24 protein-coding genes and 1 pseudogene are annotated in these 25,946 nt (G+C 69.9%); 10 read left to right on the forward strand and 15 right to left on the reverse strand.

What is annotated here, in order from left to right; translation table 11 throughout:
• Positions 1–290: 290 nt before the first annotated feature.
• Genes ACQPXM_RS30270 through ACQPXM_RS30280 form a run of 3 tightly spaced genes read left to right on the forward strand, consistent with a single transcriptional unit; the run spans position 291 to position 5,066 of the window.
• Entirely contained in the window at positions 291–4,136 is a 3,846-nt protein-coding gene (locus ACQPXM_RS30270) for a multifunctional oxoglutarate decarboxylase/oxoglutarate dehydrogenase thiamine pyrophosphate-binding subunit/dihydrolipoyllysine-residue succinyltransferase subunit (RefSeq protein WP_432939817.1), read from the forward strand.
• 1 nt (position 4,137) lies between these two features.
• Positions 4,138–4,314 (forward strand): DUF6104 family protein, encoded by a 177-nt coding sequence (locus ACQPXM_RS30275; protein WP_168197341.1) that lies wholly within the window; start codon positions 4,138–4,140, stop codon positions 4,312–4,314.
• A gap of 26 nt (positions 4,315–4,340) precedes the next feature.
• The gene (locus tag ACQPXM_RS30280; protein ID WP_432939820.1) at positions 4,341–5,066 is read left to right on the forward strand and encodes an AAA family ATPase; all 726 of its coding nucleotides are present in this window, start codon (positions 4,341–4,343) and stop codon (positions 5,064–5,066) included.
• A 25-nt stretch (positions 5,067–5,091) separates the two neighbouring features.
• Here ACQPXM_RS30280 and ACQPXM_RS30285 read toward each other — a convergent pair whose 3' ends face one another.
• Together ACQPXM_RS30285 and ACQPXM_RS30290 are read right to left on the reverse strand one after the other, a co-directional pair.
• Positions 5,092–6,309 carry a multidrug effflux MFS transporter gene (locus ACQPXM_RS30285; protein ID WP_432939823.1) on the reverse strand — a complete coding sequence of 406 codons (1,218 nt, stop codon included), beginning with the start codon at positions 6,307–6,309 and terminating at the stop codon, positions 5,092–5,094.
• Positions 6,310–6,547: 238 nt separating this feature from the next.
• A complete protein-coding gene (locus ACQPXM_RS30290; RefSeq protein ID WP_344179422.1) occupies positions 6,548–6,901 on the reverse strand; it encodes an ArsR/SmtB family transcription factor in 354 nt (117 codons plus the stop codon).
• A gap of 114 nt (positions 6,902–7,015) precedes the next feature.
• Here ACQPXM_RS30290 and ACQPXM_RS30295 point away from each other — a divergent pair, with 114 nt between their 5' ends.
• Positions 7,016–8,248 carry a sodium:proton exchanger gene (locus ACQPXM_RS30295; RefSeq protein WP_432939827.1) on the forward strand — a complete coding sequence of 411 codons (1,233 nt, stop codon included), beginning with the start codon at positions 7,016–7,018 and terminating at the stop codon, positions 8,246–8,248.
• Positions 8,249–8,330: 82 nt separating this feature from the next.
• Here the strand turns inward: ACQPXM_RS30295 and ACQPXM_RS30300 are convergent, their stop codons facing one another.
• The 8 genes and pseudogenes from ACQPXM_RS30300 to ACQPXM_RS30335 form a co-directional block, all read right to left on the reverse strand.
• Positions 8,331–8,630, reverse strand: a complete 300-nt coding sequence (locus ACQPXM_RS30300) for a WhiB family transcriptional regulator (protein ID WP_432939830.1) — start codon at positions 8,628–8,630, stop codon at positions 8,331–8,333.
• A gap of 140 nt (positions 8,631–8,770) precedes the next feature.
• A pseudogene (locus ACQPXM_RS30305) lies at positions 8,771–10,323 on the reverse strand (carboxylesterase/lipase family protein).
• A 60-nt stretch (positions 10,324–10,383) separates the two neighbouring features.
• The gene (locus ACQPXM_RS30310; protein WP_432939832.1) at positions 10,384–11,613 is read right to left on the reverse strand and encodes an FAD-dependent oxidoreductase; all 1,230 of its coding nucleotides are present in this window, start codon (positions 11,611–11,613) and stop codon (positions 10,384–10,386) included.
• Position 11,614: 1 nt separating this feature from the next.
• Positions 11,615–12,490, reverse strand: coding sequence for an AurF N-oxygenase family protein (locus ACQPXM_RS30315; protein ID WP_432939834.1), 876 nt, complete (start codon positions 12,488–12,490; stop codon positions 11,615–11,617).
• Positions 12,491–12,553: 63 nt separating this feature from the next.
• Positions 12,554–13,069, reverse strand: coding sequence for a GNAT family N-acetyltransferase (locus ACQPXM_RS30320; RefSeq protein ID WP_432939837.1), 516 nt, complete (start codon positions 13,067–13,069; stop codon positions 12,554–12,556).
• Entirely contained in the window at positions 13,070–14,038 is a 969-nt protein-coding gene (locus ACQPXM_RS30325; RefSeq protein WP_432939840.1) for a zinc-binding dehydrogenase, read from the reverse strand.
• A 75-nt stretch (positions 14,039–14,113) separates the two neighbouring features.
• On the reverse strand, positions 14,114–14,707 hold the full coding sequence (locus ACQPXM_RS30330) for a DUF1349 domain-containing protein (protein WP_432939843.1): 594 nt from the start codon (positions 14,705–14,707) through the stop codon (positions 14,114–14,116).
• Positions 14,708–14,897: 190 nt separating this feature from the next.
• Complete coding sequence (locus tag ACQPXM_RS30335; protein ID WP_432939845.1) at positions 14,898–16,097, reverse strand: NAD(P)-dependent malic enzyme; 1,200 nt, start codon at positions 16,095–16,097, stop codon at positions 14,898–14,900.
• A 302-nt stretch (positions 16,098–16,399) separates the two neighbouring features.
• Between ACQPXM_RS30335 and ACQPXM_RS30340 the strand changes: the two genes are divergently transcribed.
• Genes ACQPXM_RS30340 through ACQPXM_RS30350 form a run of 3 tightly spaced genes read left to right on the forward strand, consistent with a single transcriptional unit; the run spans position 16,400 to position 18,821 of the window.
• Positions 16,400–17,251, forward strand: a complete 852-nt coding sequence (locus ACQPXM_RS30340) for a transporter substrate-binding domain-containing protein (RefSeq protein WP_432939848.1) — start codon at positions 16,400–16,402, stop codon at positions 17,249–17,251.
• The gene (locus ACQPXM_RS30345; protein ID WP_432939849.1) at positions 17,248–18,069 is read left to right on the forward strand and encodes an amino acid ABC transporter permease; all 822 of its coding nucleotides are present in this window, start codon (positions 17,248–17,250) and stop codon (positions 18,067–18,069) included. The genes ACQPXM_RS30340 and ACQPXM_RS30345 overlap by 4 nt, the downstream gene beginning before the upstream one ends.
• Positions 18,069–18,821: an amino acid ABC transporter ATP-binding protein gene (locus tag ACQPXM_RS30350; RefSeq protein ID WP_432939852.1), complete on the forward strand. Its 753-nt coding sequence runs from the start codon at positions 18,069–18,071 to the stop codon at positions 18,819–18,821. The genes ACQPXM_RS30345 and ACQPXM_RS30350 overlap by 1 nt, the downstream gene beginning before the upstream one ends.
• 56 nt (positions 18,822–18,877) lie before the next feature.
• Here ACQPXM_RS30350 and ACQPXM_RS30355 read toward each other — a convergent pair whose 3' ends face one another.
• Genes ACQPXM_RS30355 through ACQPXM_RS30365 form a run of 3 tightly spaced genes read right to left on the reverse strand, consistent with a single transcriptional unit; the run spans position 18,878 to position 21,651 of the window.
• Positions 18,878–19,219 carry a cupin domain-containing protein gene (locus ACQPXM_RS30355; RefSeq protein ID WP_432939854.1) on the reverse strand — a complete coding sequence of 114 codons (342 nt, stop codon included), beginning with the start codon at positions 19,217–19,219 and terminating at the stop codon, positions 18,878–18,880.
• A 39-nt stretch (positions 19,220–19,258) separates the two neighbouring features.
• On the reverse strand, positions 19,259–20,209 hold the full coding sequence (locus tag ACQPXM_RS30360; RefSeq protein ID WP_432939856.1) for an NEW3 domain-containing protein: 951 nt from the start codon (positions 20,207–20,209) through the stop codon (positions 19,259–19,261).
• A 14-nt stretch (positions 20,210–20,223) separates the two neighbouring features.
• Positions 20,224–21,651, reverse strand: coding sequence for a Gfo/Idh/MocA family protein (locus tag ACQPXM_RS30365; protein ID WP_432939858.1), 1,428 nt, complete (start codon positions 21,649–21,651; stop codon positions 20,224–20,226).
• Between the two features lie 215 nt (positions 21,652–21,866).
• On the opposite strand from ACQPXM_RS30365, the gene ACQPXM_RS30370 reads away from it, so the two are divergent.
• Entirely contained in the window at positions 21,867–22,259 is a 393-nt protein-coding gene (locus ACQPXM_RS30370; RefSeq protein WP_432939861.1) for an ATP-binding protein, read from the forward strand.
• On the forward strand, positions 22,256–23,050 hold the full coding sequence (locus ACQPXM_RS30375) for an RNA polymerase sigma factor SigF (RefSeq protein ID WP_432939864.1): 795 nt from the start codon (positions 22,256–22,258) through the stop codon (positions 23,048–23,050). The genes ACQPXM_RS30370 and ACQPXM_RS30375 overlap by 4 nt, the downstream gene beginning before the upstream one ends.
• 6 nt (positions 23,051–23,056) lie before the next feature.
• Here the strand turns inward: ACQPXM_RS30375 and ACQPXM_RS30380 are convergent, their stop codons facing one another.
• Positions 23,057–23,467 carry a hypothetical protein gene (locus ACQPXM_RS30380; RefSeq protein ID WP_432939867.1) on the reverse strand — a complete coding sequence of 137 codons (411 nt, stop codon included), beginning with the start codon at positions 23,465–23,467 and terminating at the stop codon, positions 23,057–23,059.
• A 501-nt stretch (positions 23,468–23,968) separates the two neighbouring features.
• On the opposite strand from ACQPXM_RS30380, the gene ACQPXM_RS30385 reads away from it, so the two are divergent.
• Complete coding sequence (locus tag ACQPXM_RS30385; protein WP_012922773.1) at positions 23,969–24,220, forward strand: WhiB family transcriptional regulator; 252 nt, start codon at positions 23,969–23,971, stop codon at positions 24,218–24,220.
• Between the two features lie 174 nt (positions 24,221–24,394).
• On the opposite strand, the gene ACQPXM_RS30390 is transcribed toward ACQPXM_RS30385, so the two are convergent.
• Positions 24,395–25,870 carry a sensor histidine kinase gene (locus ACQPXM_RS30390; RefSeq protein ID WP_432939869.1) on the reverse strand — a complete coding sequence of 492 codons (1,476 nt, stop codon included), beginning with the start codon at positions 25,868–25,870 and terminating at the stop codon, positions 24,395–24,397.
• Positions 25,871–25,946: the final 76 nt, after the last annotated feature.

The raw sequence follows: 25,946 nt of genomic DNA on the forward strand, positions 1-25,946 counted from the left end.
GGACACCGCCGGATCCCCACCTCTGCAACGAGTCCGGCAGTCCAGCCGACCCGTCCGGCGGCTGTCAAGGGCGGAGCCGAGGGCAACAACCCTGAAACACCCGAAACGCAGGTGTTCCAGGGGCCGATCGGCCGACGCGCGGCGGCGGAACCACTCGACACACTGGTCCGGTGGTCCCGGGCTGTAGATGTGTTGCCGGTGCTATTAGCCTTGGCTCGGGAGCACCCCCATAACTCCCGTAGTCAGCACAGTGGTACCGGACCCGCAAATCGGAAGAGGCGAACTGCCAAGTGGCCACCGAGCCATCAGACACCAATCCCCTTGCAGCCTTCGGAGCGAACGAATGGCTGGTCGACGAGATGTACGAGAAGTACCGCCAGGATCCCAAGTCGGTAGATCCCGCGTGGTCGGCCTATTTCGAGAACGGCAGCTTCCAGGGGGACAGTCCGGGTGACGCGCAGCAGGTGAAGCCTGCCGAGGCTCCCCGGCCCGATGCGGTGTCCGACAACAAGACCCCGGAGGCCGCGGGCCGCGGGACGACGGCCACCGCGCCGGCCGCAAGCAAGCCGGCCGCCCAGGCCGCCGCGGCGACGCCGGCCCCGGCCGCGCCCGCCGCCACCACCGCGTCGAGCGCCCAGAGCCAGCCTGCCCAGACCAAGCCCGCAGCGTCTGCCCAGCAGACCGCGCCCGCCGCGAGCGGCGCCCCGACCGGAGGAACGGTGAACCAACCGCCCAGCGCGCAGCCCAAGCCTGCCCCCGCGACCAGCACGGACGCGGAGCGGAAGATCCTGCGCGGCGCGCCCGCCCGGACGGCGCAGAACATGGAGACCAGCCTCGGGGTCCCCACCGCGACCAGCGTCCGCCAGGTGCCGGTCAAGCTGCTGATCGACAACCGGATCGTCATCAACAACCACCTCAAGCGCGCGCGGGGCGGCAAGATCTCGTTCACCCACCTGGTCGGCTGGGCGCTGGTCAAGGCGCTCAAGACGCTGCCGGAGATGAACGCGTCGTACGACGAGACCGACGGCAAGCCGACGCTGGTCCAGCCCGAGCACATCAACCTCGGCCTGGCCATCGACATGCAGAAGCCGGACGGCACCCGCCAGCTGCTGGTGCCGTCGATCAAGGCGACCGAGACGATGACGTTCGCCGAGTTCTGGATGGCCTACGAGGACATCGTGCGCCGGGCCCGGGACAACAAGCTCGCGCTGCCCGACTTCCAGGGCACCACGATCAGCCTGACCAACCCCGGCACGATCGGCACCCAGCACTCGGTGCCGCGGCTGATGAGCGGCCAGGGCTGCATCATCGGCGTCGGCGCGATGGAGTACCCGACCGAGTACCAGGGCGCGGCAGAGGAGACGATGGCCAAGCTCGCGGTCAGCAAGGTGATGACGCTGACCTCGACCTACGACCACCGGATCATCCAGGGCGCGCAGTCGGGTGAGTTCCTGCGCCGGCTGCACCAGCTGCTGCTGGGCGCGGAGGGCTTCTACGACGAGATCTTCCAGAGCCTGCGGATCCCGTACGAGCCGATCCGCTGGGCCGCCGACCTCCCGCACAGCCACGAGGAGGACATCAGCAAGCAGGCCCGGATCCTGGAGCTGATCCACGCCTACCGGGTGCGCGGCCACATCATGGCCGACACCGACCCGCTGGAGTACAAGCAGCGCAGCCACCCCGACCTCGACGTCGCCACCCACGGGCTGACCCTGTGGGACTTGGACCGCGAGTTCGCCACCGGCTCGTTCGGCGCCGCGACCGACCGCAAGTTCATGAAGCTGCGGGAGATCCTCGGCATCCTGCGCGACTCGTACTGCCGCACCACCGGTATCGAGTACATGCACATCCAGGACCCCGAGCAGCGCAAGTGGCTGCAGGAGCGGATCGAGCGGCCGCACACCAAGCCGCCGCGCGAGGAGCAGCTGCGGATCCTGGCCAAGCTGAACGAGGCCGAGGCGTTCGAGACCTTCCTGCAGACCAAGTACGTCGGCCAGAAGCGGTTCTCGCTGGAGGGTGGCGAGACCACCATCCCGCTGCTCGACGAGATCTGCGAGGAGGCCGCCGGGGCCGGCCTGGACGAGGTCGTGATCGGCATGGCGCACCGCGGCCGGCTGAACGTGCTGGCCAACATCGTCGGCAAGTCCTACGGCCAGATCTTCCGCGAGTTCGACGGCAACATCGACCCGCGCACGGTCCAGGGCTCCGGTGACGTCAAGTACCACCTGGGCGCCGAGGGCGAGTTCGTCTCCGAGTTCGGCGACAAGATCAAGGTGTCGGTGGCGGCCAACCCGTCGCACCTGGAGACCGTCGACCCGGTGCTCGAGGGCATCGTCCGGGCCAAGCAGGACATCCTCGACCAGGGGCCGACGTTCCCGGTACTGCCGGTCCTGGTGCACGGTGACGCGGCCTTCGCCGGCCAGGGCGTCGTGGCCGAGACGCTGAACCTGTCCCAGCTGCGCGGCTACCGCACCGGCGGCACGATCCACGTGATCGTCAACAACCAGGTCGGTTTCACCACCTCGCCGGCCTCGTCGCGCTCGTCGATGTACTGCACCGACGTGGCCCGGATGGTTCAGGCGCCGATCTTCCACGTGAACGGCGACGACCCCGAGGCCTGTGTCCGGGTCGCCGACCTGGCCTTCGAGTACCGCCAGGCGTTCAACAAGGACGTCGTGATCGATCTGGTCTGCTACCGCCGCCGCGGCCACAACGAGGGCGACGACCCGTCGTTCACGCAGCCGCTGATGTACGACCTGATCGAGCAGAAGCGGTCGGTGCGCAAGCTGTACACCGAGGCGCTGATCGGCCGTGGCGACATCACCGTCGAGGAGGCCGAGCAGGCGATGCGCGACTTCCAGCAGCGGCTGGAGCGCGTGTTCACCGAGGTCCGCGAGGCCAAGAGCCAGCCCGACACCCCGGCGCCGTACGTGACGGTCCCGGTCTACCCGGACAAGCCGGAGGGCCCGGACGCGACCGCGACCACGCCCGAGGTGCTGAAGAAGATCGCCGACGCGTACACCACGCTGCCGGAGGGCTTCACCGCGCATCCGAAGGTGCTGCCGCAGCTGCAGCGCCGGGCCGCCGCGATCACCCAGGGCCCGGTGGACTGGGCCAGCGCGGAGATCACCGCGTTCGGCTCGCTGCTGCTGGCCGGGCGCCCGGTCCGGCTGGCCGGTCAGGACAGCCGCCGCGGCACGTTCGTGCAGCGGTTCGCGGCGATCATCGACCGGGTCAACGGCCAGGACTACGTCCCGCTGCAGCACCTGGACGACAACCAGGCGAACTTCTACGTCTACGACTCGCTGCTCAGCGAGTACGCCGCGCTCGGCTTCGAGTACGGCTACTCGGTGGCCCGGCCGGAGGCGCTGACCCTGTGGGAGGCGCAGTTCGGTGACTTCGTGAACGGCGCCCAGTCGATCATCGACGAGTACATCTCGGCCGGTGAGGCGAAGTGGGGCCAGAAGTCGGGTGTCGTGCTGCTGCTGCCGCACGGTTACGAGGGCCAGGGCCCGGACCACTCCTCGGCCCGGATCGAGCGGTTCATGGCGCTGTGCGCTGAGAACGCGATGACGGTGGCCCAGCCGTCGACGCCGGCGTCGTACTTCCACCTGCTGCGCCGCCACACCCTCGGCGAGGAGCACAACCCGCTGATCGTCTTCACGCCCAAGCAGCTGCTGCGGCGCAAGGAAGCGGTGTCGCAGCCGGAGGACCTGACCAGCGGCGCCTTCCGGCCGGTGCTCGGTGACGCCGAGGCCGAGGCCACCGCGGGCACGATCGACCGGGTCATCCTGTCGTCCGGCCGGATCGCGTACGACCTGTTCGCGGAGCGGAAGAAGACCGAGACCGACAAGCTCAGCACCGCGGTGATCCGGGTCGAGCAGCTCTACCCGCTGCCGGCCGAGGAGATCAAGGCGGAGCTGGCCAAGTACCCGAACGCGACCGAGATCCGTTGGGTGCAGGACGAGCCGGCCAACCAGGGTCCGTGGCCGTTCATGGCGCTGAACCTGACCGAGCACCTGGGCGGCAAGCCGTTCTACCGGGTGTCCCGGCCGGCCATGTCGGCGACGTCGGTGGGTTCGATGGGCGCGCACCAGGCCGAGCAGCAGACGCTGCTGAAGCAGGCGTTCAGCTGACGTGTACTTCACCGATCGAGGGATCGAGGAGCTCGAGGGCCGGCGAGGCGAGGAAGACGTCTCGCTGGCCTGGCTGGCCGAGCGGCTGCGTGAGTTCGTCGACCTGAACCCCGAGTTCGAGACGCCGATCGAGCGCTTCGCCACCTGGCTGGCGCGACTCGACGACGAGGACGACTGAGCCTGTTCGTTTTGTAGTGTGAGCGAATGCCCTTCGCCGACCATCCCGTACGACGGGTAACCGCGGCGGAGGGCATTTCGCCGTCCGGGGTCTGGCCGCACACGATTCCCGCTGTGCGGCAACTGCTGACCGACGGGCTGGACCTCGGGCCGGGCGTCACGTTCCTGGTCGGCGAGAACGGCGCGGGCAAGTCGACGCTGGTGGAAGCTGTCGCGGTCGCGTTCGGGATGTCGCCGGAAGGCGGGTCGACGGGCGCGCGGCTGACCACGCGGGCGACCGAGTCGTCACTGTCGGACGAGATCCAGCTGACCAGGGGCGCCGGCGCGTCCAAGGCCGGGTACTTCCTGCGAGCCGAGACGATGCACGGTTTCTACACCTACCTGGAGCAGAACCCGCGCCCGAGCGGGCCGCCGGACGCGAAGTTCCACGAGATGAGCCACGGCGAGAGTTTCCTGACGCTGATCGAGAGCCGCTTCACCCGGCGCGGGCTGTACTGCCTCGACGAACCCGAGTCGGCCCTGTCCTTCTCGTCCAGCCTGGCCGTGGTCGGCGTACTGAAGCAACTGGCCGACAACGGCTCACAGGTGCTGTGCGCCACCCACTCCCCCGTGATCGCCGCCCTGCCGGGCGCGACGATCCTGGAGGTCGGCGACTGGGGCATCCGCGAGTCGGCCTGGGACGACCTCGAGCTCGTCCAGAACTGGCGTGCCTACCTACGGCACCCTGAGCAGTACCTGCGGCACATCCTGTAAACCGCGGCCCCGGTCGATCGGCTGCTCAGTGAACGACCGCGACCGGCTGGTTCGCCGCCGAAGAGGCCGGGTTGAAGTCCCGCTGCCAGGGCCTGACCACGACGAGCAGGGTGACCAAGGACAGGGCCAACCCGACGGACATCACCACGGCCATCGCGACCGCGTCGGTGCCGAGGGCACCAACCAGCGGTGCGGCGACCGCGCCGATACCGAACTGGACTGCACCCAGCAGGGCCGCCGCGGTGCCCGCCGCCTCGCCGTGGCGTGACAGTGCCAGCGCCGGCGCGTTCGGAAGGGCCAGGCTGGCGGCGAACAGCGCCGCCCAGACCGGGACGAGGATGCCGACCAGGCCGCCCAGGCTCAGGGACGCGGTCAGCAGCAGCGCGACCCCTGCCAGTGCGGCGAGAACCGCGCCGGCGGTGAGCACCTGCTCAGGCTCCCATCGCTTCAGCAGCACCGGGTTGAGCTGGGTCGCCGCGACCAGCAGCAGCCCGCCCACCCCGAACAGCAGTCCGAAGGTCTGGCTGCTCACGCCGAACTGTTCCTGGAACACGAACGACGCTCCCGCGACGTACCCGAACACGCCGGTCATCGCCAGGCCGGCGACGAGAGTGAGTCCGACGAAGACCCGATCGCGGACCAACTGTCCGGCCGTGCGAGCGATCTGCGCCGGCCCGAACGGCCGTCGGCCGGAAGGCGGCAAAGTCTCCGGCAGCGTCAGTGCCACCAGAACCATCAGCAGGACGCCGAGCGCCGCCAGCACCACGAACAGGCCCTGCCAGGGCAGCGCCACCAGCAGGGCGCCACCGACGGTGGGAGCGAACACCGGCGCGACGCCGATGACGAGCATCAGCCTCGACAGCAACGTCGCGGCCGCGCGTCCGACGTACAGGTCACGGACGATCGCCAGCGCGACCACGGACCCGGCGGCGGCACCGACACCCTGCAGGATCCGGAAGACCGACAGCATCTCGACGTTCGGAGAGACCGCGCAGAGCACGGAGGCCAGCACATGCAGCCCCGCTCCGGCGATCAACGGCCGTCGGCGGCCGAGGGTATCGGAGAGCGGACCCACCAGCAGCTGGCCGAGAGCGAGGCCGGCGAAGGTGCCGGTGAGGGTGAACTGGACCGCCGTCGCGGAGGCGCCGAGGTCGGTCGTGATGGACGGCAGCGCCGGCAGGTACAGGTCGATGGTGAGCGGGCCGAGCGCGACGATGAAGCCGAGGGTGAGTACCAGCCGCACTCGGCCCATTGGGCGAATTGGGTCGTCGACGGCCGGCGTCGGCGCATTCGTCGTCCGGGTGGGAATCGTCATCGCAGCGGGCGTCGTCGGAGAATCGGAGATCGCCATGGAGTCCTCGTGATCGGCGTACAAGCAGGGCGCGACGTCGCTGTCGCCAGCTGACGGCAACGGCCCGCCCCGGCTTGCTATTCCCGGCGTACCTCACCAATCCACTCCGTGGACCGCCACCGCGCAGTGGTCAGTCGGTGTGCGGCGGTCTCCTGCGCAGCGGCGGATCCGGCGCGAGCGACCCATCGGGTGCGATGTGTTCGAAGATCTGGTCGACCAGGTTGAGCACGTGGGGGTCGTCGACGGTGTAGATGTGGCGGCGGCCCTCGCGCCGGGCGGTGATGATGCCGGCGAGGCGGAGCTTGCCGAGGTGCTGGCTGGCCGTCGCGATGCTCACTCCGACGCGGTCGGCCAGCGTGCCCACGTCGTACTCGCCCTGGGCCGCCAGCGAGACCAGATGCAGCCGCACCGGTGCGGACAGCATCGCGAAGGTGCCGGCGGCGGATTCCAGCTGGGCCTTCGTCGGTTCGGGGAAGGTCGTCATCTCGCGGTCATTGTGACCGGTGATGCGGGTCCTGGGGAGGCGGCAGGCCGGGGGTGAGCACGGTCTCATACTTTCGCAATTGCGAAAGTATCGAAATGATGGCAGCCTGGAGGCATGGCAAGAGCCCTCCGCCCCGTGCTGCTGTGTCTGGCAGTGGCGATCCCCGCGGTCGCGCTGCGACTCACCGGCACCCACCCGTCCGCTCCGCTCGGCATCGTCGTGTTCGGTCTCGGTGTCGTCGCCGCGTCGTTCGTGCTCGCCTGGGCCGCCGAAGCCGCCGAGATGGACATCTCCGGCGGGCTCGCGATCGCCCTGCTCGCGGTGATCGCCGTCCTGCCGGAGTACGCGGTGGACCTCTACTTCGCCCACACCGCCGGCAGCAACCCGGAGTACGTCCAGTACGCCGCGGCCAACATGACCGGCTCCAACCGCCTCCTGCTCGGCCTCGGCTGGTCCAGCGTCGTCCTGCTCAGCCTGTACGTCGCCGGCAAGCGCAGCGGGCGCTCGGTCAAGGCGCTGGTGCTCGACTCGGGCTACAAGAGGGAGCTCGGCTTCCTGCTGATCGCCGGAGTGGTCGCCTTCGTCATCCCGCTGACCGGCCAGATCCACCTGCTGCTCGGCATCGCACTGCTCGCCTTCTTCGGCTACTACCTCTGGCGGGCCGCGGCCAGCGAGCACGGCGACGAGCCCGACCTGGTCGGACCGGCCGCGCGGATCGGCGCCCTGCCGAAGGCGCAGCGCCGGATCACGGTGGTCGCCATGTTCGCCCTGGCGGCCGGAGTGATCCTCGCCTCGGCCGAGCCGTTCGCCGACTCGCTCGTCCAGGGCGGTCACGCGCTCGGCATCGACCAGTTCCTGCTGGTCCAGTGGCTGGCACCGCTGGCCTCCGAAGCGCCGGAGTTCATCGTGGCGCTCCTGTTCGCCTGGCGTGGCAAGGGCGCCGCCGCGCTCGGCCTGCTGATCTCCGCGAAGGTGAACCAGTGGACCCTGCTGATCGGCAGCCTTCCGATCGCGTACGGGATCGGCGGCGGATCGGCCGCGCTGCACCTGGACGGACGGCAGGTCGAGGAGTTCCTGCTGACCGCGACCCAGACCATGCTGGGCATCGCGATCCTGCTGACGCTGCGCTTCCCGCGCTGGGCCGCCTGGACGTTGCTGGGGCTGTTCGCGATTCAGTTCGCCGTCCCGGGCCAGACCGGCCGCTACGTGCTCTGCGCCGTGTACGCCGTACTGGCGATCGGGGTGTTCGTCCACCACCGGCGCGAGATCCTTCCGACGCTGACCGATCCGTTCCGGCGGACGAAGAAGGTCGCCGAAGAGCGCAGCGACGAACTGGTCGGCGTCTGAGTCGACCCGGCTGGTGCGCGGTCGTTCCACCACCGACGACAAGGGCCCCGCGGATTCCGCGGGGCCCTTGTCGTGCTGGCGATCAGCTGGCCTGCTGCGCCTCGACGGTGACCTCGGGGCGGCGGCGCTCGGACGGGCCGGGGCGGCCGCGGCGGCGACCGTCGAGGAACTTCTCCCCCGCGGCCGTGCCGGTGAACTTGGTTCGCCGGGCCCACGCGCGGCACTCCTCCAGGACCGGGCACGCGGTCAGGCAGACCGCCTGCGCCTTGCGCTGCTCCCACTGGGTCGCGGTCTCGTCGTAGGACGGCGACATGCCGACACACGCGGCCTTCGTCATCCAGCGGTCGGCGGGGTCGGCGATCACCGTCAAGGTCGGCCTCATGGGCACTCCTGCTCCTCGTTCGATCGGGCGGATCGAGTGCGCGGGGGTTTCCCGCGCCACGATCAGCTTGCGCCCGAGTCGTTGCCCCGGTGCGACGCCCATGTTTCAGGCATGAAACGTCACGGCCGAAGGCTGTCACATCAGTGCCGTGACACCGACTCCCAGAAATCGCAGCGATGCGTGGCGCGCAGGTCGACCGGTCCGGTCGAGGCGACGCTGATCGAGCGGACGACGTCCCGCCGGTACGGCGCCCAGCCGGGATCACCGGTCCGGGCGAAGGCCGACCACTGGTCCAGGAGCCGGCCGGCCAACTGCTTCTGGGCCGGCGTCAGCGGCGGGGGTGTCCAAGGGCCAGGGGGCTGCGTGCTGCCGAGGAAGTACTGGACGTCGACGCCGTGGTGCGCGCCGTACGGGAACTCGCCGGGTTCCGGCGTCCGCGGCTCGGCGAACTCGTAGCTGTGGATCCGCGCCCGGCGGGCCATCACGTCGTTCGCCGTCAGTTGCGAGCAAGCGCCGAGCAGGAGTCCTTCATCGGTCAGGATCTGCGCGAGCGCAAGGCTCGGGCTCGGATAGCCGGCCGCCGGGTACTCGGCGAGCACCTTCGCGGCCTTGTCGCCGTACAGGTCGCGGACGAGCTGCGGATACTGCGCGGCGGTGACGGGCCGGCCTTGCTCGTCGTACCGGCCGCCCACGAACGAGCGCATCTCATCCTTGGTGCCACCCTGCAGAACCGGTACGTCGGCCGCGGCGCCGAGCCGGTGCGCGATCCGCGGCTGCAGCGGAACCAAGGCCGTTCCCGCGGTGGGCAGCCAGGCGCGATCGGTCGTACGGCGCGCCAGGGCCTCGGTCTGGCCCAGGCCTGTCAGTTCCTGGAACGGCTTGGCCCGCAGGCAGGCCAGGGCCGTGCGGGGATCGGTGCAGCCGAGATCGGCGGCGGTCTTGATCGCGCGGTGTTCGGCGGCGCGGACGGGCAGGAAGTCGTTGAGGCAGGGCGCGCTCTGGACGATCGCCCGCGCGAAGAGGCCGCGGGCCGACGGGGAGACCAGGTGCGCGCAGACGCTGAAGGCACCGGCGGACTCGCCCCACAGCGTGACGCGGCGGGGATCGCCGCCGAACGCGCGAGCGTTGCGCGCGATCCAGCGCAACGCCTGCTGCTGGTCGGCGAGGCCGAAGTTGCCGGCGGCGGGGTCACGCATCGACGGATGACGGAGGAAGCCGAGGGCGCCGAGGCGGTAGTTCGCGGTCACCACGATGTTGCCGCGGGCCACCAACTCCGAGGGGTCGTAGAGCGAGCCCGATCCCCCGGTGAAGCCACCGCCGTGCAGGAACAGCAGGACCGGCGCGTTGGTTGCCCGCGCGGGGCCCAGACGTTGAGCGTCAGGCAGTCCTCGCTGCCGGAGACCGTCGGACCGGACGCCGACTGGTGTACCTGTGGACAGCTCGGGCCGGGGACGGTCGCGTCGCGGACGCCGGTCCAGGGCTTGGCCGGGCGTGGAGCCGACCAGCGGAGTGCACCGACCGGCGGGGCGGCGTACGGGATGCCTTCGAAGACGCGGACGCCGGTTGCCGTCGTACGGCCTTGAAGCTGTCCGGTGTCGATCCTCACGGGACCGGTGGCAGCCGAGGCCGGCTGAACCGTACCGAGCAGGACGAGGGCGACGAGAGCTGCTACTGCTGTGCGGAATGGTTTCATGCCTGCCGATGGTGGCAATCGCCTGCCCTGCAGGGCATCGGCCAGGAGCGGTATCCGCCGTTACGCCGGCTGGGGTACGTCGGCGGTCAGCACCGTGCGGACGGTCTCCCGGGCGCAGGCCTTGTTCACGCCGATGCCGCCCTGAGCGCCGCGCTTGATCCACCCGGTGACGAAGTGTCCCGGCCGGCCGACGACCGCGCCCCGCACGTTCGGCACGACGCCGCGCACCTCGTCGAAGGGCAGGCCGGGGATCGGACGGCCGGTGAAGCCGATCGCGGTGATCAGCGAGTCCGCCGCGATCGTTTCGCCGTCGAGCGTGGTGAGACCGCGGTGATCCCAGGCGGCCGGCGTGACGTGGTGGCGGAAGACGATGCCCAAGCTGTGCTCGACTTCACGGAACGCGGAAGCGGTGTAGGCGGCGACGTCCGGGCCGCGGCGGCCGACGAGGACCACCTCGGTGACACCGGCCAGGGACTCGCGCACCTGGGCCGGCAGATCCAGCCCGGCCAGCCGCCGGTCGTCCGCGGTCATCAGCCGGGCCAGGTCCAGCGCGACGTTTCCGTTGCCGACGACAATGACTCGCGGACCGCGCAACGCGACCGCGCGAGCTCCCGGTCGGCCGTTGTACCAGGCAACTACTTCGGCCGCGGTCAGCGCCGCCTCCTCACCGGGGATCCCCAGCCGGCGACTCTCGAACGAGCCGGACGCGTGCACCACGGCGTCGTACCGGCCCTCGAGCTCGGCGACGTTCACCTCGGTGTTCGGCCGCCAGCGCACCCGCGGGTGGGCGGCGATTCGCTCGAAGGTCTTCACGATCTGCTTCGTCACCGGGTGATCCGGGGCCACCCCGTAGCGCGCCAGGCCTCCGACCACCGGAAGGCGGTCGAACAACGTCACCTCGGCGGTGCTCCGCTGCAGGAACTCCCGGGTCGTGTACATCCCGGCCGGACCTGTCCCGACCACCGCGACCCGTCGCGGCCCGTCCGACCAGCGGTCGAAGTTCGGCGGCTCCCAACTGTCGAGGTCGAGCCCGTCGAGCGCCGGACGCTCCGCGTAGTACGCCGTGTTGAGCTGGACGTCGACGGCCGACGCGCGGTCGGCCGGCTTGGCCGCGTCCACCGGGCAGATGTCGGCGCAGGCGCCGCAGTCGATGCATGTGCGCGGATCGATGAACAATCCGTCCGTCGTACCGAACCCAGGCTCCCCCGGTGAGGGGTGGATGCAGTTCATCGGGCAGACCGCGACACAGCTCGCGTCCGAGCAGCAGTCCCCGCTGATCACGTAGCTCATCTCAGAGCAGCCCGGTCCGCCGGTAGACCCGCCGGGCCGCCGGAGTCAGCAGCCCGACCTCGCCGAGGAAGTCCATCAGGTTGGCGCAGCTCGACCGCAGCAGCGAGCGATGGTGCTCGTTGCCGCGGGCCAGCCGGACAGCTTTCCCGACATCGAGGCCCGCGTTCCGGTAGACCTCCGGGCTGACCATGCTGCCGACGATCATGTCCGCGGCCAGGGCGATCACCAGCGCGCTTGTCCAGCGGTGGGTCCGACCGGCGTCGACCAGCCGGGCGCGGGTCTCCTCGCGCGCGAACACCATGTGCCGGGACTCCTCGACCACGTGGATGTGGTTGACCGTGCGGACCAGCGGCGCGACCCGGCGGTCGCGCATCCAGTCGCGCTGCATCACGTCGAGCACCTCCTCCGCGACCAGGATCGCGGCGTACGCCGTGGCGCCGGTGGCGATGGTCTTGAAGCCGCGCCCCAGCTCCCGGGCGAGCAGCCCCGGCCGGTAGCGCGCGTCGACCAGCCGGCCCGAGGCCTTGGCGAACATGATCGAGTGCCGGCACTCGTCGGCGATCTCGGTCAGCGCCCACTGGAACTCGGGCGTGGCCGGGCTGACGTCGTACACGTCGCGCAAGATCAACTGCTGCAGGATCAGCTCGAACCAGATCCCGGTCGAGGCCACCGACGCGGCTTCGTGCCGGGTCAGCTCCCGGCGCTGCGACTCGCTCAGCTCGCCCCAGTACGGCGTGCCGTAGAGCGTGCTCCACTCCGGGCTCAGGCCGTAGCCGTCGCCGACCGGGGCGTCCCAGTCGATCTCGGTCTCCGGATCCCGGGACAACTGCGCCGCCGAGGCGAGCAGGCGTCGTGCGGTCTCGTCCGTGTCGTGCATGAAGCACCTCCCGGCATCGATACATTCTCAATGTAACATAGGAGATGTATCAAGTCGCAAGGCCTATTGCGCGCCGCGGACCATCCGGATCTCCGGCACGCCGAAGAACTCCTCGTCGGCCCGGGCTCCGTCGGCGGCGAAGCCGTTGCGGCGGTAGAAGGCCATCGCCCGCTCGTTGCCCTCCAGCACCCACAGGCTGGCGGCGTCCCGGCCGATCGCGACGTCCAGCAGGCGCTGGCCCAGACCGGTCCCCCACCAGGCTCGGCGGGTGTAGACGGCGTACAGCTCGAGCGGCGTCGGGGCATCGTCGTCGCGGGCGGGGCCGGGCGACGAGAAGCCGATCACGCGGTCGCGCACCGAAACGTCCGGCGCTGGATTGATGGCGAGCCAGCGGACCACACCGGCCTCGATCGCACCGGCCCACCGCTCGGTCCGGCGGCCGATGCCGGCGGGGTCCGTCTTCTCGCACAGCCGCTCAGGGTCCAGCAGTTCGGCGTACGCCTCCTGCCAGCACAGCAGGTGACACCACGCGCCGGCCTCGGCGTCGTCGACCGTGGCGCGCCGGATCACCGGTTCCATCTAGACGGTGAAAACGATCTTGCCGAACACGTCGCCGTCGTTCATCTTGGCGAAGCCGGTCCGGGCGTCGGCCAGCGGCAGTGTGGTGTCGATGTGCGGCGAGATCCCGGCGTTCGCCATGAACTGCACGAGCTCGGCCAACTCCTGCCGCGTGCCCATCGTCGAGCCCTGGATCCGCAACTGGAGAAAGAAGATCCGGTTCAGCTCGGCCGACTTCGGCGCCTGGCCGGAGGTCGCGCCGGAGATCACCAGCGTGCCGCCCTGCTTGAGCGACTTCAGCGAGTGCGACCAGGTCGCCTGCCCGACGGTCTCCATCACCGCGTCGACCCGCTCCGGCAGCCGCGCGCCCGACTCGAACACGTCGTGCGCGCCGATCTCGAGCGCCTTCGTCCGCTTGGCGTCGTCCCGGCTGGTGGCCCAGACCCGGATCCCGGCCGCGCGCGCCAGCGTGATCAGCGAGGTCGCCACGCCACCGCCGGCGCCCTGCACGAGCACGGTGTCGCCCGGCTTCAGCCCCGACTGCGTGAACAACATCCGGTACGCCGTCAGCCAGGCCGTCGGCAGACACGCCGCCTGCTCGAAGCTCAGCCCGGCCGGCTTCGGTACGACGTTGTGCGCGGGCACGACGACCTTCTCCGCCAGCGTCCCCTGATACCGCTCGCTCAGCAACGACCGCTTCGGGTCGAGCGTCTCGTCACCCTTCCACGCCGGGTCCGAGATCACCGCGTGCACCACGACCTCGTTGCCGTCCGGGTCGATGCCCGCGGCGTCGCAGCCCAGGATCATCGGCAGACTCTGCTCGGCCAGCCCGACGCCCTTCAACGACCACAGGTCGTGGTGGTTCAGCGCCGACGCCTTGACGTCGATCGTCACCCACCCGTCCGGCGCCTCGGGCTCCGGCCGCTCCCCGACCACGAGCGCGGACACCGGGTCGTCGGCATTGAACTCGGCAGCATAGGCAGCAAGCATGCGCCCACCCTAGGCGGTGGTCCGCACCCAGTCAGTTACCAAGGTCACCGGCTCGGGGCGGGCGTGATCGACGGTTCAGTCCGCGTGCAGCCCGGCGTCCGCGTCGGTCACCGCGAACGACGTGAAGCGCACGTTCAGCCCGGAGCGGGTCGGTGCGCAGCACATCGCGCCCGCGGTCGCCTCGGCGTCCGGTGACAGCGGCGCGAGCCGGACCATCCGCCAGGGCTCGTCGTCGACCCGTGCGCGCACCGTCACCGCGTCGCCGGAGCGGCTGACCCGGATGGTCACCTCACGGCCGGCCCACTCCGGGACCGGCGCCATCGACCAGTCGGACAGCTCGCGGGTCACCACGGCGCCCAGCTGCGGTACGCCGTCGGTGAACTCCACGCCTGCCTTGATCCAGTTCTCCGCGTCGACGCGGACCAGGACACCGGCCTGGTCGTACAACTCCTCGAACGCCGCGACGAACCCGACCTCGATCGCGGTCTCCGGCGGGAAGTCCGTGAGCAGCGCGTGCCCGTCGTCGTGCACGAACCCGTAGCTCGTCGTCCGCCAGAAGTCGCTGCCCTTCCGCGCGGTCACCACCAGGTCGTTGCCGTCGGCATGCACCGCCTCGGGCGGATTCAGCCACGCCGCTTCGGACCACTCGATCGCACGCCGGTTCTCCACCCGGCAACCCTAGAACACCCGCTCGCCCTCCGCCTGCGGCGGAAGACGAGCGGGTTGGAGAAAGGAAGGCGGAGGGCCCGCGGCCTCGGGCCGGGGCTCGACCCGAGCCGGGGGCATGGCCCGAGCCGGGAGCTCAACCCGAGCCGCGGCCGGGCGGCCTACGGCCGCACCCGGGCCTCCTTCCCAACTCTCAAGCGCGGGCGACCCCGTCACGCCGCGCGGCTTCGGCGACCGCGGCGGCAACGGCCGGGGCGACGCGCTCGTCGAACGGCGACGGGATGATGTAGTCCGCGCGCAGTTCGCCGGCCGGGATGAGGTCGGCCAGGGCCTCGGCGGCGGCGAGCTTCATGCCCTCGGTGATCCGGCTGGCGTTCGCGTCGAAGGCGCCGCGGAAGATGCCGGGGAAGGCCAGCACGTTGTTGATCTGGTTCGGGAAGTCCGAGCGGCCGGTCGCGACCACCGCGGCGTGGCGGTGGGCCAGGTCGGGGTGCACCTCGGGGTTCGGGTTGGCCAGCGCGAAGATCATCGCGCCGGGCGCCATCCGGGCAATCGCTTCCTCGGGCACCGTGCCGCCGGAGACCCCCAGGAACACGTCGGCGCCGTCGAGCGCGTCGACCAGGCGGCCGGACAGCTGCGCGGTGTTGGTGTCGCGGGCCAGCGAGAGCTTCACCGGCGTGAGGTCGGAGCGGTCCTCGTGCAGCACGCCCTTGCTGTCGACGACCGCGAGGTCCCCCACGCCGGCCTGCAGCAGGATCCGCGCGCACGCGACCCCGGCCGCACCGGCGCCCGAGATCACCACGCGGATGTCGGAGATCGACTTGCCGGTCACCCGCAGCGCGTTGCGCAGAGCGGCCAGTACGACGACCGCCGTACCGTGCTGGTCGTCGTGGAAGACCGGGATGTCGAGGCGTTCCTTCAGCCGGCGCTCGATCTCGAAGCAGCGCGGCGCGGAGATGTCCTCCAGGTTGATCCCGCCGAACGTCGGCGCCATCCGGACCACGGTCTCGACGAACTCGTCCACGTCGGTGCAGTCCAGCGCGATCGGCACCGAGTCGACGCCGCCGAACTCCTTGAACAGCAGCGCCTTGCCCTCCATCACCGGCAGCGCGGCGGCCGGGCCGATGTCCCCCAGGCCCAGGACGGCGGTCCCGTCGGTGACGACCGCGACCACGTTCGACTTCCAGGTGTAGGTGCGGACCAGCGACGGGTCCTCGGCGATCGCCGTACAGACCCGGGCCACACCGGGGGTGTAGGCCATCGACAGGTCGTCGGCGTCGCGGACCTGGATCGAGGACGTCACCTCGATCTTGCCGCCGCGGTGCAGCTCGAAGACCGGGTCACCGGCGTAGGAATCGGTGGACACGTCGGACGGAAAAGCTTCGGCAACCATCGGAGACCCTTCATCAGCCCGGCGTCGAGCGGGCAGGCGTGTGCGGAACGTGTGCGAGGTGGCGGTTCGATGAGGGTGCGTCGAACGTCGCCGGTGCCAGGGGGTCACCCGTCGCTACGAGTAAACCACAGGCCGCACTGGTCTCATCTGTGAGGCCCCCCACACGGCGTCATCCGGGTGACGATCGAGTCTCGGCCCCCGTTACCGGCCGACAGCCGGCTGCCTGCTGTGTCAGGATGCGGAACATCCTGACCGGTAACGTCTGGTCGGACGACTACAACCAGTGTCGAGGAGTATCCGCGATGAACATCTCCATCCTCCGCAAGCCTCGCGTCGCGGCCGTCACCGCAACGGTCGCCGCGCTCGTGCTCGCCCTGTCCGCCTGCGGTAGTGACGAGCCGGGCAGCGGTGGCAGCGGTGGAAGTGAGGACAAGGCCGCGGCCGCCGGGATCACCCTGGTCAAGCCCGGCAAGCTCACCGTCTGCACCCACCTGCCGTACAAGCCGTTCCAGTTCAAGGAGGGCACCGAGGTCGTCGGCTTCGACGTCGACCTGCTCGACCTGCTCGCCAACGACCTCGGCCTGGAGCAGGAAGTGGTGAACATCGAGTGGGCCCAGGTCACCTCGGGCGCCGCGTTCCAGGCCAAGAAGTGCGACATGGGCATGGGCGCGATGACCATCACCCCGGAGCGTCAGGCCGCGATCAGCATCACCGCGCCGTACATGGACGCCACCCAGGTGCTGCTGGTGAAGAAGGACTCGCCGTACAAGTCGCTGGCCGACCTGAAGGGCAAGAAGGTCGGCGTCCAGGCCGACACCACCGGCAAGGACTTCGCCGACAAGGAGTCCAAGGTGCACGGCTTCGAGGTGATCACGTTCAACGACCTCGCGCTGCAGGGCAACAACCTGAAGTCCGGCCGGGTGGACGCCGCGATCAACGACAACGGCGTGCTCTACGACTTCGTCAAGGCCAACCCCGACACGGCGGTGGTGACCGAGTTCGACACCGGTGAGCAGTACGGGTTCGCCGCGCTGAAGGACGGCAGCGGCCCGAAGCTGGTGGAGAAGTTCAACACGCTGCTGGCCCAGGCCAAGACCGACGGCAAGTACAACGAGATCTACAAGAAGTGGTTCGGAGTTGAGCCGAAGAAGTGAGTGCGACTCAAGACCGCGTTGAACGCAAGGGACTGAGCCCGCGCCAGCGGGCTCAGCGCTCCCGCTGGATCCAGTACGCGATCCTCGTCGTGATCGTGATCGTGGCCGCGCTGAGCGCGGACTGGGGTCAGATCGGCAGCGTCTTCTTCAAACCCGAGTTCATCGAGGCCGCGTTCCGCGACGGCCTGCTCTCGGCGCTGGTGAAGACGCTGGAGTACACCGCCGGCGCCTTCGTGATCGGCCTGATCGGCGGCACGATCCTGGCGCTGATGCGGCTGAGCAGCGTCGGCCCGTACCGGTGGGTCGCCACCGCCTACATCGAGTTCTTCCGCGGCCTGCCGGCGATCGTGGTGTTCATCGCGTTCAGCCTGCTGCCGCTGGCCTTCGAGGGCATGACGATTCCCTGGGACCCGTACGGCGTGGTCTGGCTCGCGCTCGGCATCGTCGCCGCGGCGTACATGGCCGAGGTGATCCGGGCCGGCATCCAGGCGGTGCCGAAGGGCCAGCTCGAGGCGGCCCGCTCGCTCGGCATGCCGCCGGGGCTGGCGACCCGCAAGATCGTGCTGCCACAGGCGTTCCGGATCGTGCTGCCCCCGCTGACCAACGACCTGATCCTGCTGGTGAAGGACTCGTCGCTGGTGTTCATCATCGGCACCAGCGCCACGGCGTACGAGCTGACCGGCTTCGGCCGGGAGCTGGCCAACACCTACGCCAACCTCACCCCGCTGGTCACCGCCGGGTTCTGCTACCTGGTGATCACCCTGCCGCTGGGCCTGCTGGTCCGCCGGCTCGAGGCGAAGGCTGCGAGGACGCGCTGATGGCACTGGTCGAGATCAAGAACCTGCACAAGTCGTTCGGCAGCAACCACGTCCTGCGCGGTATCGACTTCACCGTCGAGCAGGGCGAGGTGGTCTGCGTGATCGGGCCGTCCGGTTCCGGCAAGTCGACGCTGCTGCGCTGCGTCAACCTGTTGGAGATGCCGCAGGAGGGCCAGGTGATCGTCCGCGGTGAGGACCTCACCGACCCCGACTGCCACCTGGACGCGGCCCGGCAGCAGATCGGCATGGTGTTCCAGCAGTTCAACCTGTTCCCGCACCTGTCGGTGCTGGCGAACTGCATGGTCGCCCAGACGACGGTGCTCAAGCGCAGGGCGTCCGAGGCCGAGCAGATCGCCCGGGCGAACCTGTCCCGGGTCGGCCTGGACGACAAGGTCACGGCGTACCCGGCCCAGCTGTCCGGTGGGCAGCAGCAGCGGGTCGCGATCGCCCGGGCGCTGTCGATGGACCCGGCGCTGATGCTGTTCGACGAGCCGACCTCGGCGCTGGACCCGGAGCTGGTCGGCGACGTCCTGACGGTGATGCGCAAGCTGGCCCTGGACGGGATGACGATGCTCGTCGTCACCCACGAGATGGCCTTCGCCCGCGAGGTGGCCGACCGGGTCGTGTTCATGGACGGCGGCGTGATCGTCGAGCAGGGTTCGCCGGCCGAGGTGATCGGCAACCCGCAACAGCAGCGAACGCAGGACTTCCTGCGCCGGGTGCTCAACCCCACCCACGTCGAACCGACCTGATTCGCCGTACGACGAACGGCCGGTCCCCTGCCTGGGGACCGGCCGTTGCGCTGTTGTCAGTCCGCCGGCCCGAGCGGCCGGTCGCCCGTGGTCGGGGCGGCCGGCTCCTTCAGTTCGACGAAAATCGAGTGGGTCTCGGTGTCGCCGATGTTCTCGCCGTAGTGCTCCTGCGCACCGATCCACCGGACCTCACCGGCCGGGAGTTCGACCTCGACCTCCCGCTCACCGGAACCGAGCCGGCGCCGGAACGAACTCAGCGTGTACATGACGCTGTCCGGGTGCCGGTGCGGCTGGGTCCGATGGCCGGGAGCGTCGCGGTACTCCAGCACGCGAACCCGGTCGTTCTCGAAGATGACGCGGTACGCGTCGGGGTTGGTGACTACGGGATCGAGGTCCATTCCGCAAAGTAACACGGCCGCGCTCCCGGAATCACCTGGTCAGCTCGCGGTCGCGAGGGCGAACACGTGCAGGCTGCCGGTGGACGGCAGCGTGACGAGTTCGACCGTCTTGGCCGGGTCGAGCGGGACGGAGTTGGCGAAGACCCGGTACTGGTACTCGGCGTTCGCGTAGCCGGCCGGCGTGTTGCGGCCGGGGGTACTGATCGCCAGCGTCGCGCCGTGGGTGCCGGCGTCCTGGAAGGACCAGTTCGGGAAGCCGACCGAGCCGGTGGACGACGTGCCGTCGGCGTACCAGACCGTCACGGTGCCGACCGCGGACAGGCTGGAGCCGGAGCCGAGCAGGACGAGTCGTTGCCCTTGGCCCGCGAACTCGATGGTCTGGCCGCCGCCCGCCGCGTTGTCCTTGGTGCCGGGCTGGACGTTCGGCCATGTGAGCGTCGCGCCCAGCGCGGTGACCGTCGCGCCGGGGGTCACCCCGGCCGCCGCCAGTCGCTGCGCGGAGAAGCTGTTGCCGTCACCGTCGAAGTCGCCGGGCGCCGGATTCGACTCGTCGGTCACGCCGACGTTGTTGAAGGCCGCGGCCAGGTTCGGCAGCGGCGTACCGGAGCGCTGGGAGCTGGTCCCGACCGCCTGCCCACCGGCGTACGTCGCGGTCGCGGTGAACGTCCGGATGGTGAAGCCGGGGCGCGGCTCGGGCACCCGGATCTGGAAGTCGACCACCACCGATCCACCCGGCTTGACCGCGTCCTTGACCGTCCTGACTTCCGGCGAGACCGTCCACCCGACCGGCCCGCGGAACGAGACCGCGAGCTTCGACAACCGGGTCGAACTGTTGTTCTTCACCGTCACCTTGACCGTCGAGATCACCGGCCCGGCCAGATCCACCTGCGAGATCCCGACCTCGACCTCACCGGCGGCAGCCGCCGGAGCAGCGGTCAGGCCGGCCGCCAGTACGGCGACCGCACACACCTTCGCGAAGAGTTTCAGCATCGTCATTCCCCCGCTCAGCCGACCGGCGGCATGTCGGTCTCGCGGGAGTCCAGTCCGAGCCGCAGCTCCGACCAGCGCCCACGAGTGAAGTCCGGTACGTCGACCGGCTGGCCGTCCCGCTTCAGCGACTCCACGCTCAGCGGCACCGGCGAGCACCAGGCGGCCGAGTCGTACACGTCGATGTCGGGCACCAGCCCGGCCCGCATCTGCTGCACGATCCGCCACTGCAGCACGTAGTCCATGCCGCCGTGGCCGCCGTTGTTCGCCGCGTCGTCGCCGATCTTCTTCCACAGCCAGTGGTCGTACTCCTGCCGGTACGGCGCGAAGTCCCGCCAGCTGTGACCACCGTGGTCGGGCTCGAGATAGACCCGTCCGCCGGTGCTGCCGACCGGCACGTAGTCCTCGAAGATGCCCCGGCTGCCGGCCAGGCTGTTGATCCGGCTGTACGGGCGCGGCGAGCTGACGTCGTGCTCGGCCCGGATCACCCGGCCCTTCGAGGTCTCGAGCAGACAGGTGACCAGGTCGCCGTTGATGTAGGTCTCGTTCCAGGACGGATGCGTGCGCGGGATGTGACGCTCGCGGTAGTCGGCCAGTCCGCGCGGCGCCGTCGCCGTGGCCCGTAGCGTGGTCAGCCGGTCGCCGCGGTTGATGTCCATCGCCGCCGCGATCGGGGCGAAGCCGTGCATCGCGTAGAAGCTCGCCGTACTGCGGGTGTGCCACTTCCGGCGCCAGGCGTCGGTGTAGTAGGTGTCGCTGAACAGCAGCTCCCGCAGGTCGTGCAGGTAGCCGCCGTGGCCGTTGGTGATCTCACCGAACAGGCCTTCGTGCGCCATCTTGAGCATCGCCAGCTCGTTGCGGCCGTAGCTGCAGTTCTCCATCAGCCACAGGTGGCGGCGGGTCCGCTCGGAGGTGTCGACCAGGTCCCACAGCTGCGCGAGCTCGGTGGCGATCGGCAGCTCGACGCCGACGTGCTTGCCGCCGAGCAGCGCGGCCTTGCCCTGCTCGTAGTGGAACTCCCACGGGGTGGCGATGTAGACGAGGTCGACGTCGCTGCTGCGCACCAGCTTCTGGTACGCCGTCGCGGAGCCGCCGTACTCGGTCGGGCGGGGTTTGCCGAGCTGCACGAGCTTGTCGGCGGCCGCCTTGGCCCGGTCGGCCCGGATGTCGCAGACGGCGGTGACCACTGCGCCCGGTACGGCGGCCCAGCCGGACAGCATGCCCGCGCCTCGGTTGCCGAGGCCGATCAGGCCGATCCGGACGGTGCCGTACTGCTGGAACGGGACGTCGACCATCGAGCGCTGGCCGGGACGGCGGGCCGGCACGGTGCCGGTCGTGGGTTCGGGGGTGGACCCGGCGTGGGCCTGGCCGGCGCCGGTTGCGGCGGCCAGGACGCCGGCGACTCCGGCGCCGAGCACGGTCCGGCGCGAACTGGTGGGACTCACGGTGTACTCCTGTCGTCGGGCGGGCGAGAACCGGATGGACCGGTCCGCAGAAGTGCGCGATATTGTGCGGTATCCCAGCACGCTCGACATCTACGCGCAATATCTCGGCGCAGGTCAGATCGATCCGCAGCCGTTGTGCATTGCCGGCTCCGAGCGGGGAAGATGTACGCGGTGGGCCGACCGCCCAGCCGATCAGGCCGCCAGGGAGGCAGCACGTGAGCAGCACCGGAACAGCCGCCGAGGTCCGCCTCAGCATTCCCGCGGACAGCGCCTACATCGCCGTACCGCGCTCGGTGGTCGGCAACCTCGCGGCCCGCAACGACTTCACCGTCGACGCGATCGACGACCTGCGGATCGCCGTCGACGAGGCCTGCTCGCTGCTGCTGCCCCAGGCGACCGACGGCGTGCTGGAGTGCGTTTTCGCCGTCGACCCGCCGCAGCTGACCGTACGGACCTCGGCCGTCGTACCGGCCGGCTGGATGCCGGACACCGACTCGTTCGGGTGGACCGTGCTGACCGCGCTGGTCGAGTCGGCCGCCGCGGAGACCCTGGACGGCCGCTTGACCATCACCGTGACGGCGACCGCCACCGCCGCGGAGAAGGCGTGACCGACGAGCGATCCCTGGGCGAACCCCAGGAACCCACCGACTTGCGTACCCGCACCGCCGAACTCTTCGCCGCGATGGGGTCTGCCCCGGCCGGCGACCCGGCCCACACGCTGGCCCGCGACGGCCTGGTCTCGCTGCACATGCCCCTGGTCGAGCACCTGGCCCGCCGGTTCCGTAACCGGGGCGAGCCGTACGACGACCTGGTACAGGTCGCCACGATCGGGCTGATCAAGGCGATCGACCGGTTCGACCTCGAGCGCGGCGTGGAGTTCTCGACGTACGCGACGCCGACGATCCTCGGCGAGATCAAGCGGTACTTCCGCGACAAGGGCTGGGCGATCCGGGTCCCGCGCCGGTTGCAGGAGCTGCGGCTGTCGCTCACGGCGGCGACCGCCGAGCTGACCCAGGAGCTCGGCCGGGCGCCGACGGTGGCCGAGCTGTCGACCCGGCTGGATCTGGCCCCCGACCTGGTGATCGAGGGGCTGGAGTCCGCGAACGCGTACAACACGCTGTCGCTGGACGCCCCCGATCAGAACGAGGCCGACGCGACCACGGTGCTGGACGGGCTCGGCGGCGAGGACGAGGCGCTGGAGAGCGTGGAGTACCGGGAGTCCCTCAAGCCGCTGCTGGCCCAGCTGGACACCCGCGAGAAGCGGATCCTGACGCTGCGGTTCTTCCGGGGCATGACGCAGTCGCAGATCGCCGAGGAGATCGGCATCTCGCAGATGCACGTGTCCCGGCTGCTGGCCCGGACCCTGACCGAGCTGCGGGCGGGCCTGCTGAAGGAGTAGCGCCCGCTACAGGACCGGAGGGTGGTCGCGGCTCGGGTCGTCGCGCAGCACCTCGGTCGACGCCTTCTGGAAAATCGCCACCAGCACGCCCACCGCGGCGACCGCCAGCACGACGGAGACGGCCTTGGTCGACCCACCCCAGAAGCTGTAGGCCATCAGCACCTGGATCAGCTGGGTGAACACCGCCGGGCCGCGGCTCCAGGTGGACGCACGCGACAGTCCGCGGGCCACCAGCACCAGGCCGGCGCCGTACGCGAGCAGGAACAGGGTCGTGGTCAGTCCCAGCACCAGGCGGGTCCGGTCGATCGTAAATGCTTCGGCAAATCCGAGAACGACGACCACGAGGCCTTCCGCAGCGACCACAGCCGCGGCTAACTTGAGCGGACGCGGTACGGCTGCGGAGGAATCGGTCGGCACCGTGTCAGCTTACGCGGCGGAGGTTCGGCCGGACTGGTCCTGGTGGCCAGTACGGCGGAACGTCCGGCGCGTGGCAGCTTCACGCCCCGGCGGACTGCTGTGAGGAGCAGTTCGTCGCAGGGCAACGGCGCGCCCGGGCCCACCCCTGCCCCGGGTGCTCCGAGGGTCGGAGAGCCTTTCCCCACAGGGATTCGAGGTTTTGCGTAACCCCGAGGCGGTTGGATCGGTTACTTGCAGTGAACGGGTGCTCGCAGCCAGAACCTCACGTTCGGATAGCGGACGTGATGATCCGCTGTGCACCGGTTCGAAGTGTTAAGGAAGCGTTGTGATCGGATCGACAAGTCCATAACCCTTGTTTCGCCAGCGCGACATTGGGAACATGGAGTCGTTCGTGAAAACGTTCACAACGCTCGCACCACCCCCCGTGCGATTAAGGCCACGCTGATCGGGCACAGACCGATCTTCAGCGTAATTCGACTACCGAGAGAGATGGGATTCGCCATGGATTGGCGCCACCGGGCCGTTTGCCTCGATGAGGACCCGGAACTGTTCTTCCCCATCGGCAACACCGGCCCCGCGATCATGCAGATCGAGGAGGCCAAGCAGGTGTGCCGTCGTTGCGACGTGCGTGAGCAGTGCCTTGCCTGGGCACTGGAAGCCGGCCAGGACCACGGTGTCTGGGGCGGCTTGAGTGAGGACGAGCGCCGTGCGCTGAAGCGCCGGAACGCCCGGGCCCGCATCCGCACCGCCTGACGCAGCAACACGATGGGGCCCCGCGGGATCCGCGGGGCCTTTTGATTTCCAGGCGTTCTCCGCCCCACCAGGTTGCCGACGGCCCCCACCGTGGCGTCCGAGGAACTATGGGTGAGCACCAACAGTTAGCCCTCACCCACGGTTGCTCCGACGTCACGATCCAGGGCCGGCCGGTCAGTCCTTGATCGGGATGTCGAGCGTGACAGTCGTCCCCGGACCGCTGGTGCGGGGACGGAAGTCCAGCGTGCCGTCGAGTTCGCCGAGCACGAGGGTGCGGACGATCGACAGGCCCAGGTTGCCGGAGGTCTCGGTGTCGAAGCCGTCCGGCAGGCCGCGGCCGTCGTCGGAGATCACCACGTGCAGCCGGCCGACGGCACGATGGGCTTCCAGCTCGATGGTTCCGCTGGCGTCCTCGCCGGTGCGGGCTCCGAAGGCGTGCTCGACGGAGTTCTGCATCAGCTCGGTCAGCACCATCGCCAGCGGCGTCGCGACCTCCGAGTCCAGGACGCCGAAGCTGCCCGACCGCCGGATCCGCACCGACGTGGCGACGGTCGACACGTCGGCCACCATCGCCGCGACCCGGTCCGCGACGTCGTCGAAGTCGACGTGCTCGTCGAACGACTCCGACAGCGTCTCGTGCACGATCGCGATCGACCCGACCCGGCGGACCGCCTCGGCCAGCGCGGCCTGGCCCTCGGGCACGGTGATCCGCCGGCCCTGCATCCGCAGTAACGCGGCGACGGTCTGCAAGTTGTTCTTGACGCGATGATGAATCTCCCGGATGGTCGCTTCCTTGGTGACCAGCTCCCGCTCCCGGCTGCGCAGCTCCGTCACGTCCCGGAGCAGGATCAGCGCGCCGACGTGCTCGCCCCCGGCCCGCAACGGGATCGCCCGCAGGAACAGCGTCGCGTCGGCGTTCTCGATCTCGAGCTCCTTGGCGGCCCGGCCGGTCAGCACCGACGCCAGCACGTCGTCCACCTTGTGCCCGGAGTGCAGCAGCTCACCGGTGACGTCCTTGAGCCGGCTGCCGACCAGATCGGTGACCAGTCCCATCCGCCGGTACGCGGACAACGCGTTCGGGCTCGCGAACGTCACCATTCCGTGCCGATCGACCCGGATGCACCCGTCCCCGACCCGGGGCGTGGTGGACAGCAGCCGCTCCCCGCCGTACGGGAAGATGCCGTCGGTGATCATCCGGGCCAGGTCGGTCGCGCTCTGCAGGTAGGCGATCTCCAGCCGGGACGGCGTCCGGACGCCGAGCAGGTTGGTGTTGCGCGCGATCACCGCGATCACCCGGTCGCCGCGCCGGACCGGGATCGTCTCGACCCGGACCGGCACGTCGTCGCGCCACTCCGGGTCGCCCTCGCGGCAGATCCGGCCACCGTCGTAGGCCTGGTCGAGCAGCGGCCGCCGTTCGCGCGGGATGAAGCTGCCGACGATGTCGTCGAGGTACGCCGTCGGCCCGGTGGTCGGCCGCATCTGCGCACCTGCCCAGAAGCCGAGGCCCTCGGTGTCGGGCAGCCAGAGCACCAGGTCGGCGAAGGACAGGTCGGCCAGCATCTGCCAGTCGGACACCAGCAGTTGCAGCCGGTCCAGATCGGCCTGGTCCAGGGTCGTGTGGTTGCGGGCCACGTCACTCAGCGAGGGCACGTCGCCGAGCCTAGTCGTTGGTCCCGGCTCGACAGATTTGCGCAATGGGTGTTGATTGATCTGTGCCGAACCAAGG

Source organism: Kribbella sp. CA-253562 (assembly GCF_050942265.1).
Lineage (GTDB): Bacteria > Actinomycetota > Actinomycetes > Propionibacteriales > Kribbellaceae > Kribbella.

Coding starts and splice junctions, on each gene's coding strand:
- ACQPXM_RS30280 (WP_432939820.1), top strand. CDS start 4,341: ATGCCCTTCGCCGACCATCCCGTACGACGGGTAACCGCGGCGGAGGGC.
- ACQPXM_RS30290 (WP_344179422.1), bottom strand. CDS start 6,901: ATGACGACCTTCCCCGAACCGACGAAGGCCCAGCTGGAATCCGCCGCC.
- ACQPXM_RS30295 (WP_432939827.1), top strand. CDS start 7,016: ATGGCAAGAGCCCTCCGCCCCGTGCTGCTGTGTCTGGCAGTGGCGATC.
- ACQPXM_RS30300 (WP_432939830.1), bottom strand. CDS start 8,630: ATGAGGCCGACCTTGACGGTGATCGCCGACCCCGCCGACCGCTGGATG.
- ACQPXM_RS30310 (WP_432939832.1), bottom strand. CDS start 11,613: ATGAGCTACGTGATCAGCGGGGACTGCTGCTCGGACGCGAGCTGTGTC.
- ACQPXM_RS30315 (WP_432939834.1), bottom strand. CDS start 12,490: ATGCACGACACGGACGAGACCGCACGACGCCTGCTCGCCTCGGCGGCG.
- ACQPXM_RS30320 (WP_432939837.1), bottom strand. CDS start 13,069: ATGGAACCGGTGATCCGGCGCGCCACGGTCGACGACGCCGAGGCCGGC.
- ACQPXM_RS30325 (WP_432939840.1), bottom strand. CDS start 14,038: ATGCTTGCTGCCTATGCTGCCGAGTTCAATGCCGACGACCCGGTGTCC.
- ACQPXM_RS30335 (WP_432939845.1), bottom strand. CDS start 16,097: ATGGTTGCCGAAGCTTTTCCGTCCGACGTGTCCACCGATTCCTACGCC.
- ACQPXM_RS30340 (WP_432939848.1), top strand. CDS start 16,400: ATGAACATCTCCATCCTCCGCAAGCCTCGCGTCGCGGCCGTCACCGCA.
- ACQPXM_RS30350 (WP_432939852.1), top strand. CDS start 18,069: ATGGCACTGGTCGAGATCAAGAACCTGCACAAGTCGTTCGGCAGCAAC.
- ACQPXM_RS30355 (WP_432939854.1), bottom strand. CDS start 19,219: ATGGACCTCGATCCCGTAGTCACCAACCCCGACGCGTACCGCGTCATC.
- ACQPXM_RS30360 (WP_432939856.1), bottom strand. CDS start 20,209: ATGCTGAAACTCTTCGCGAAGGTGTGTGCGGTCGCCGTACTGGCGGCC.
- ACQPXM_RS30385 (WP_012922773.1), top strand. CDS start 23,969: ATGGATTGGCGCCACCGGGCCGTTTGCCTCGATGAGGACCCGGAACTG.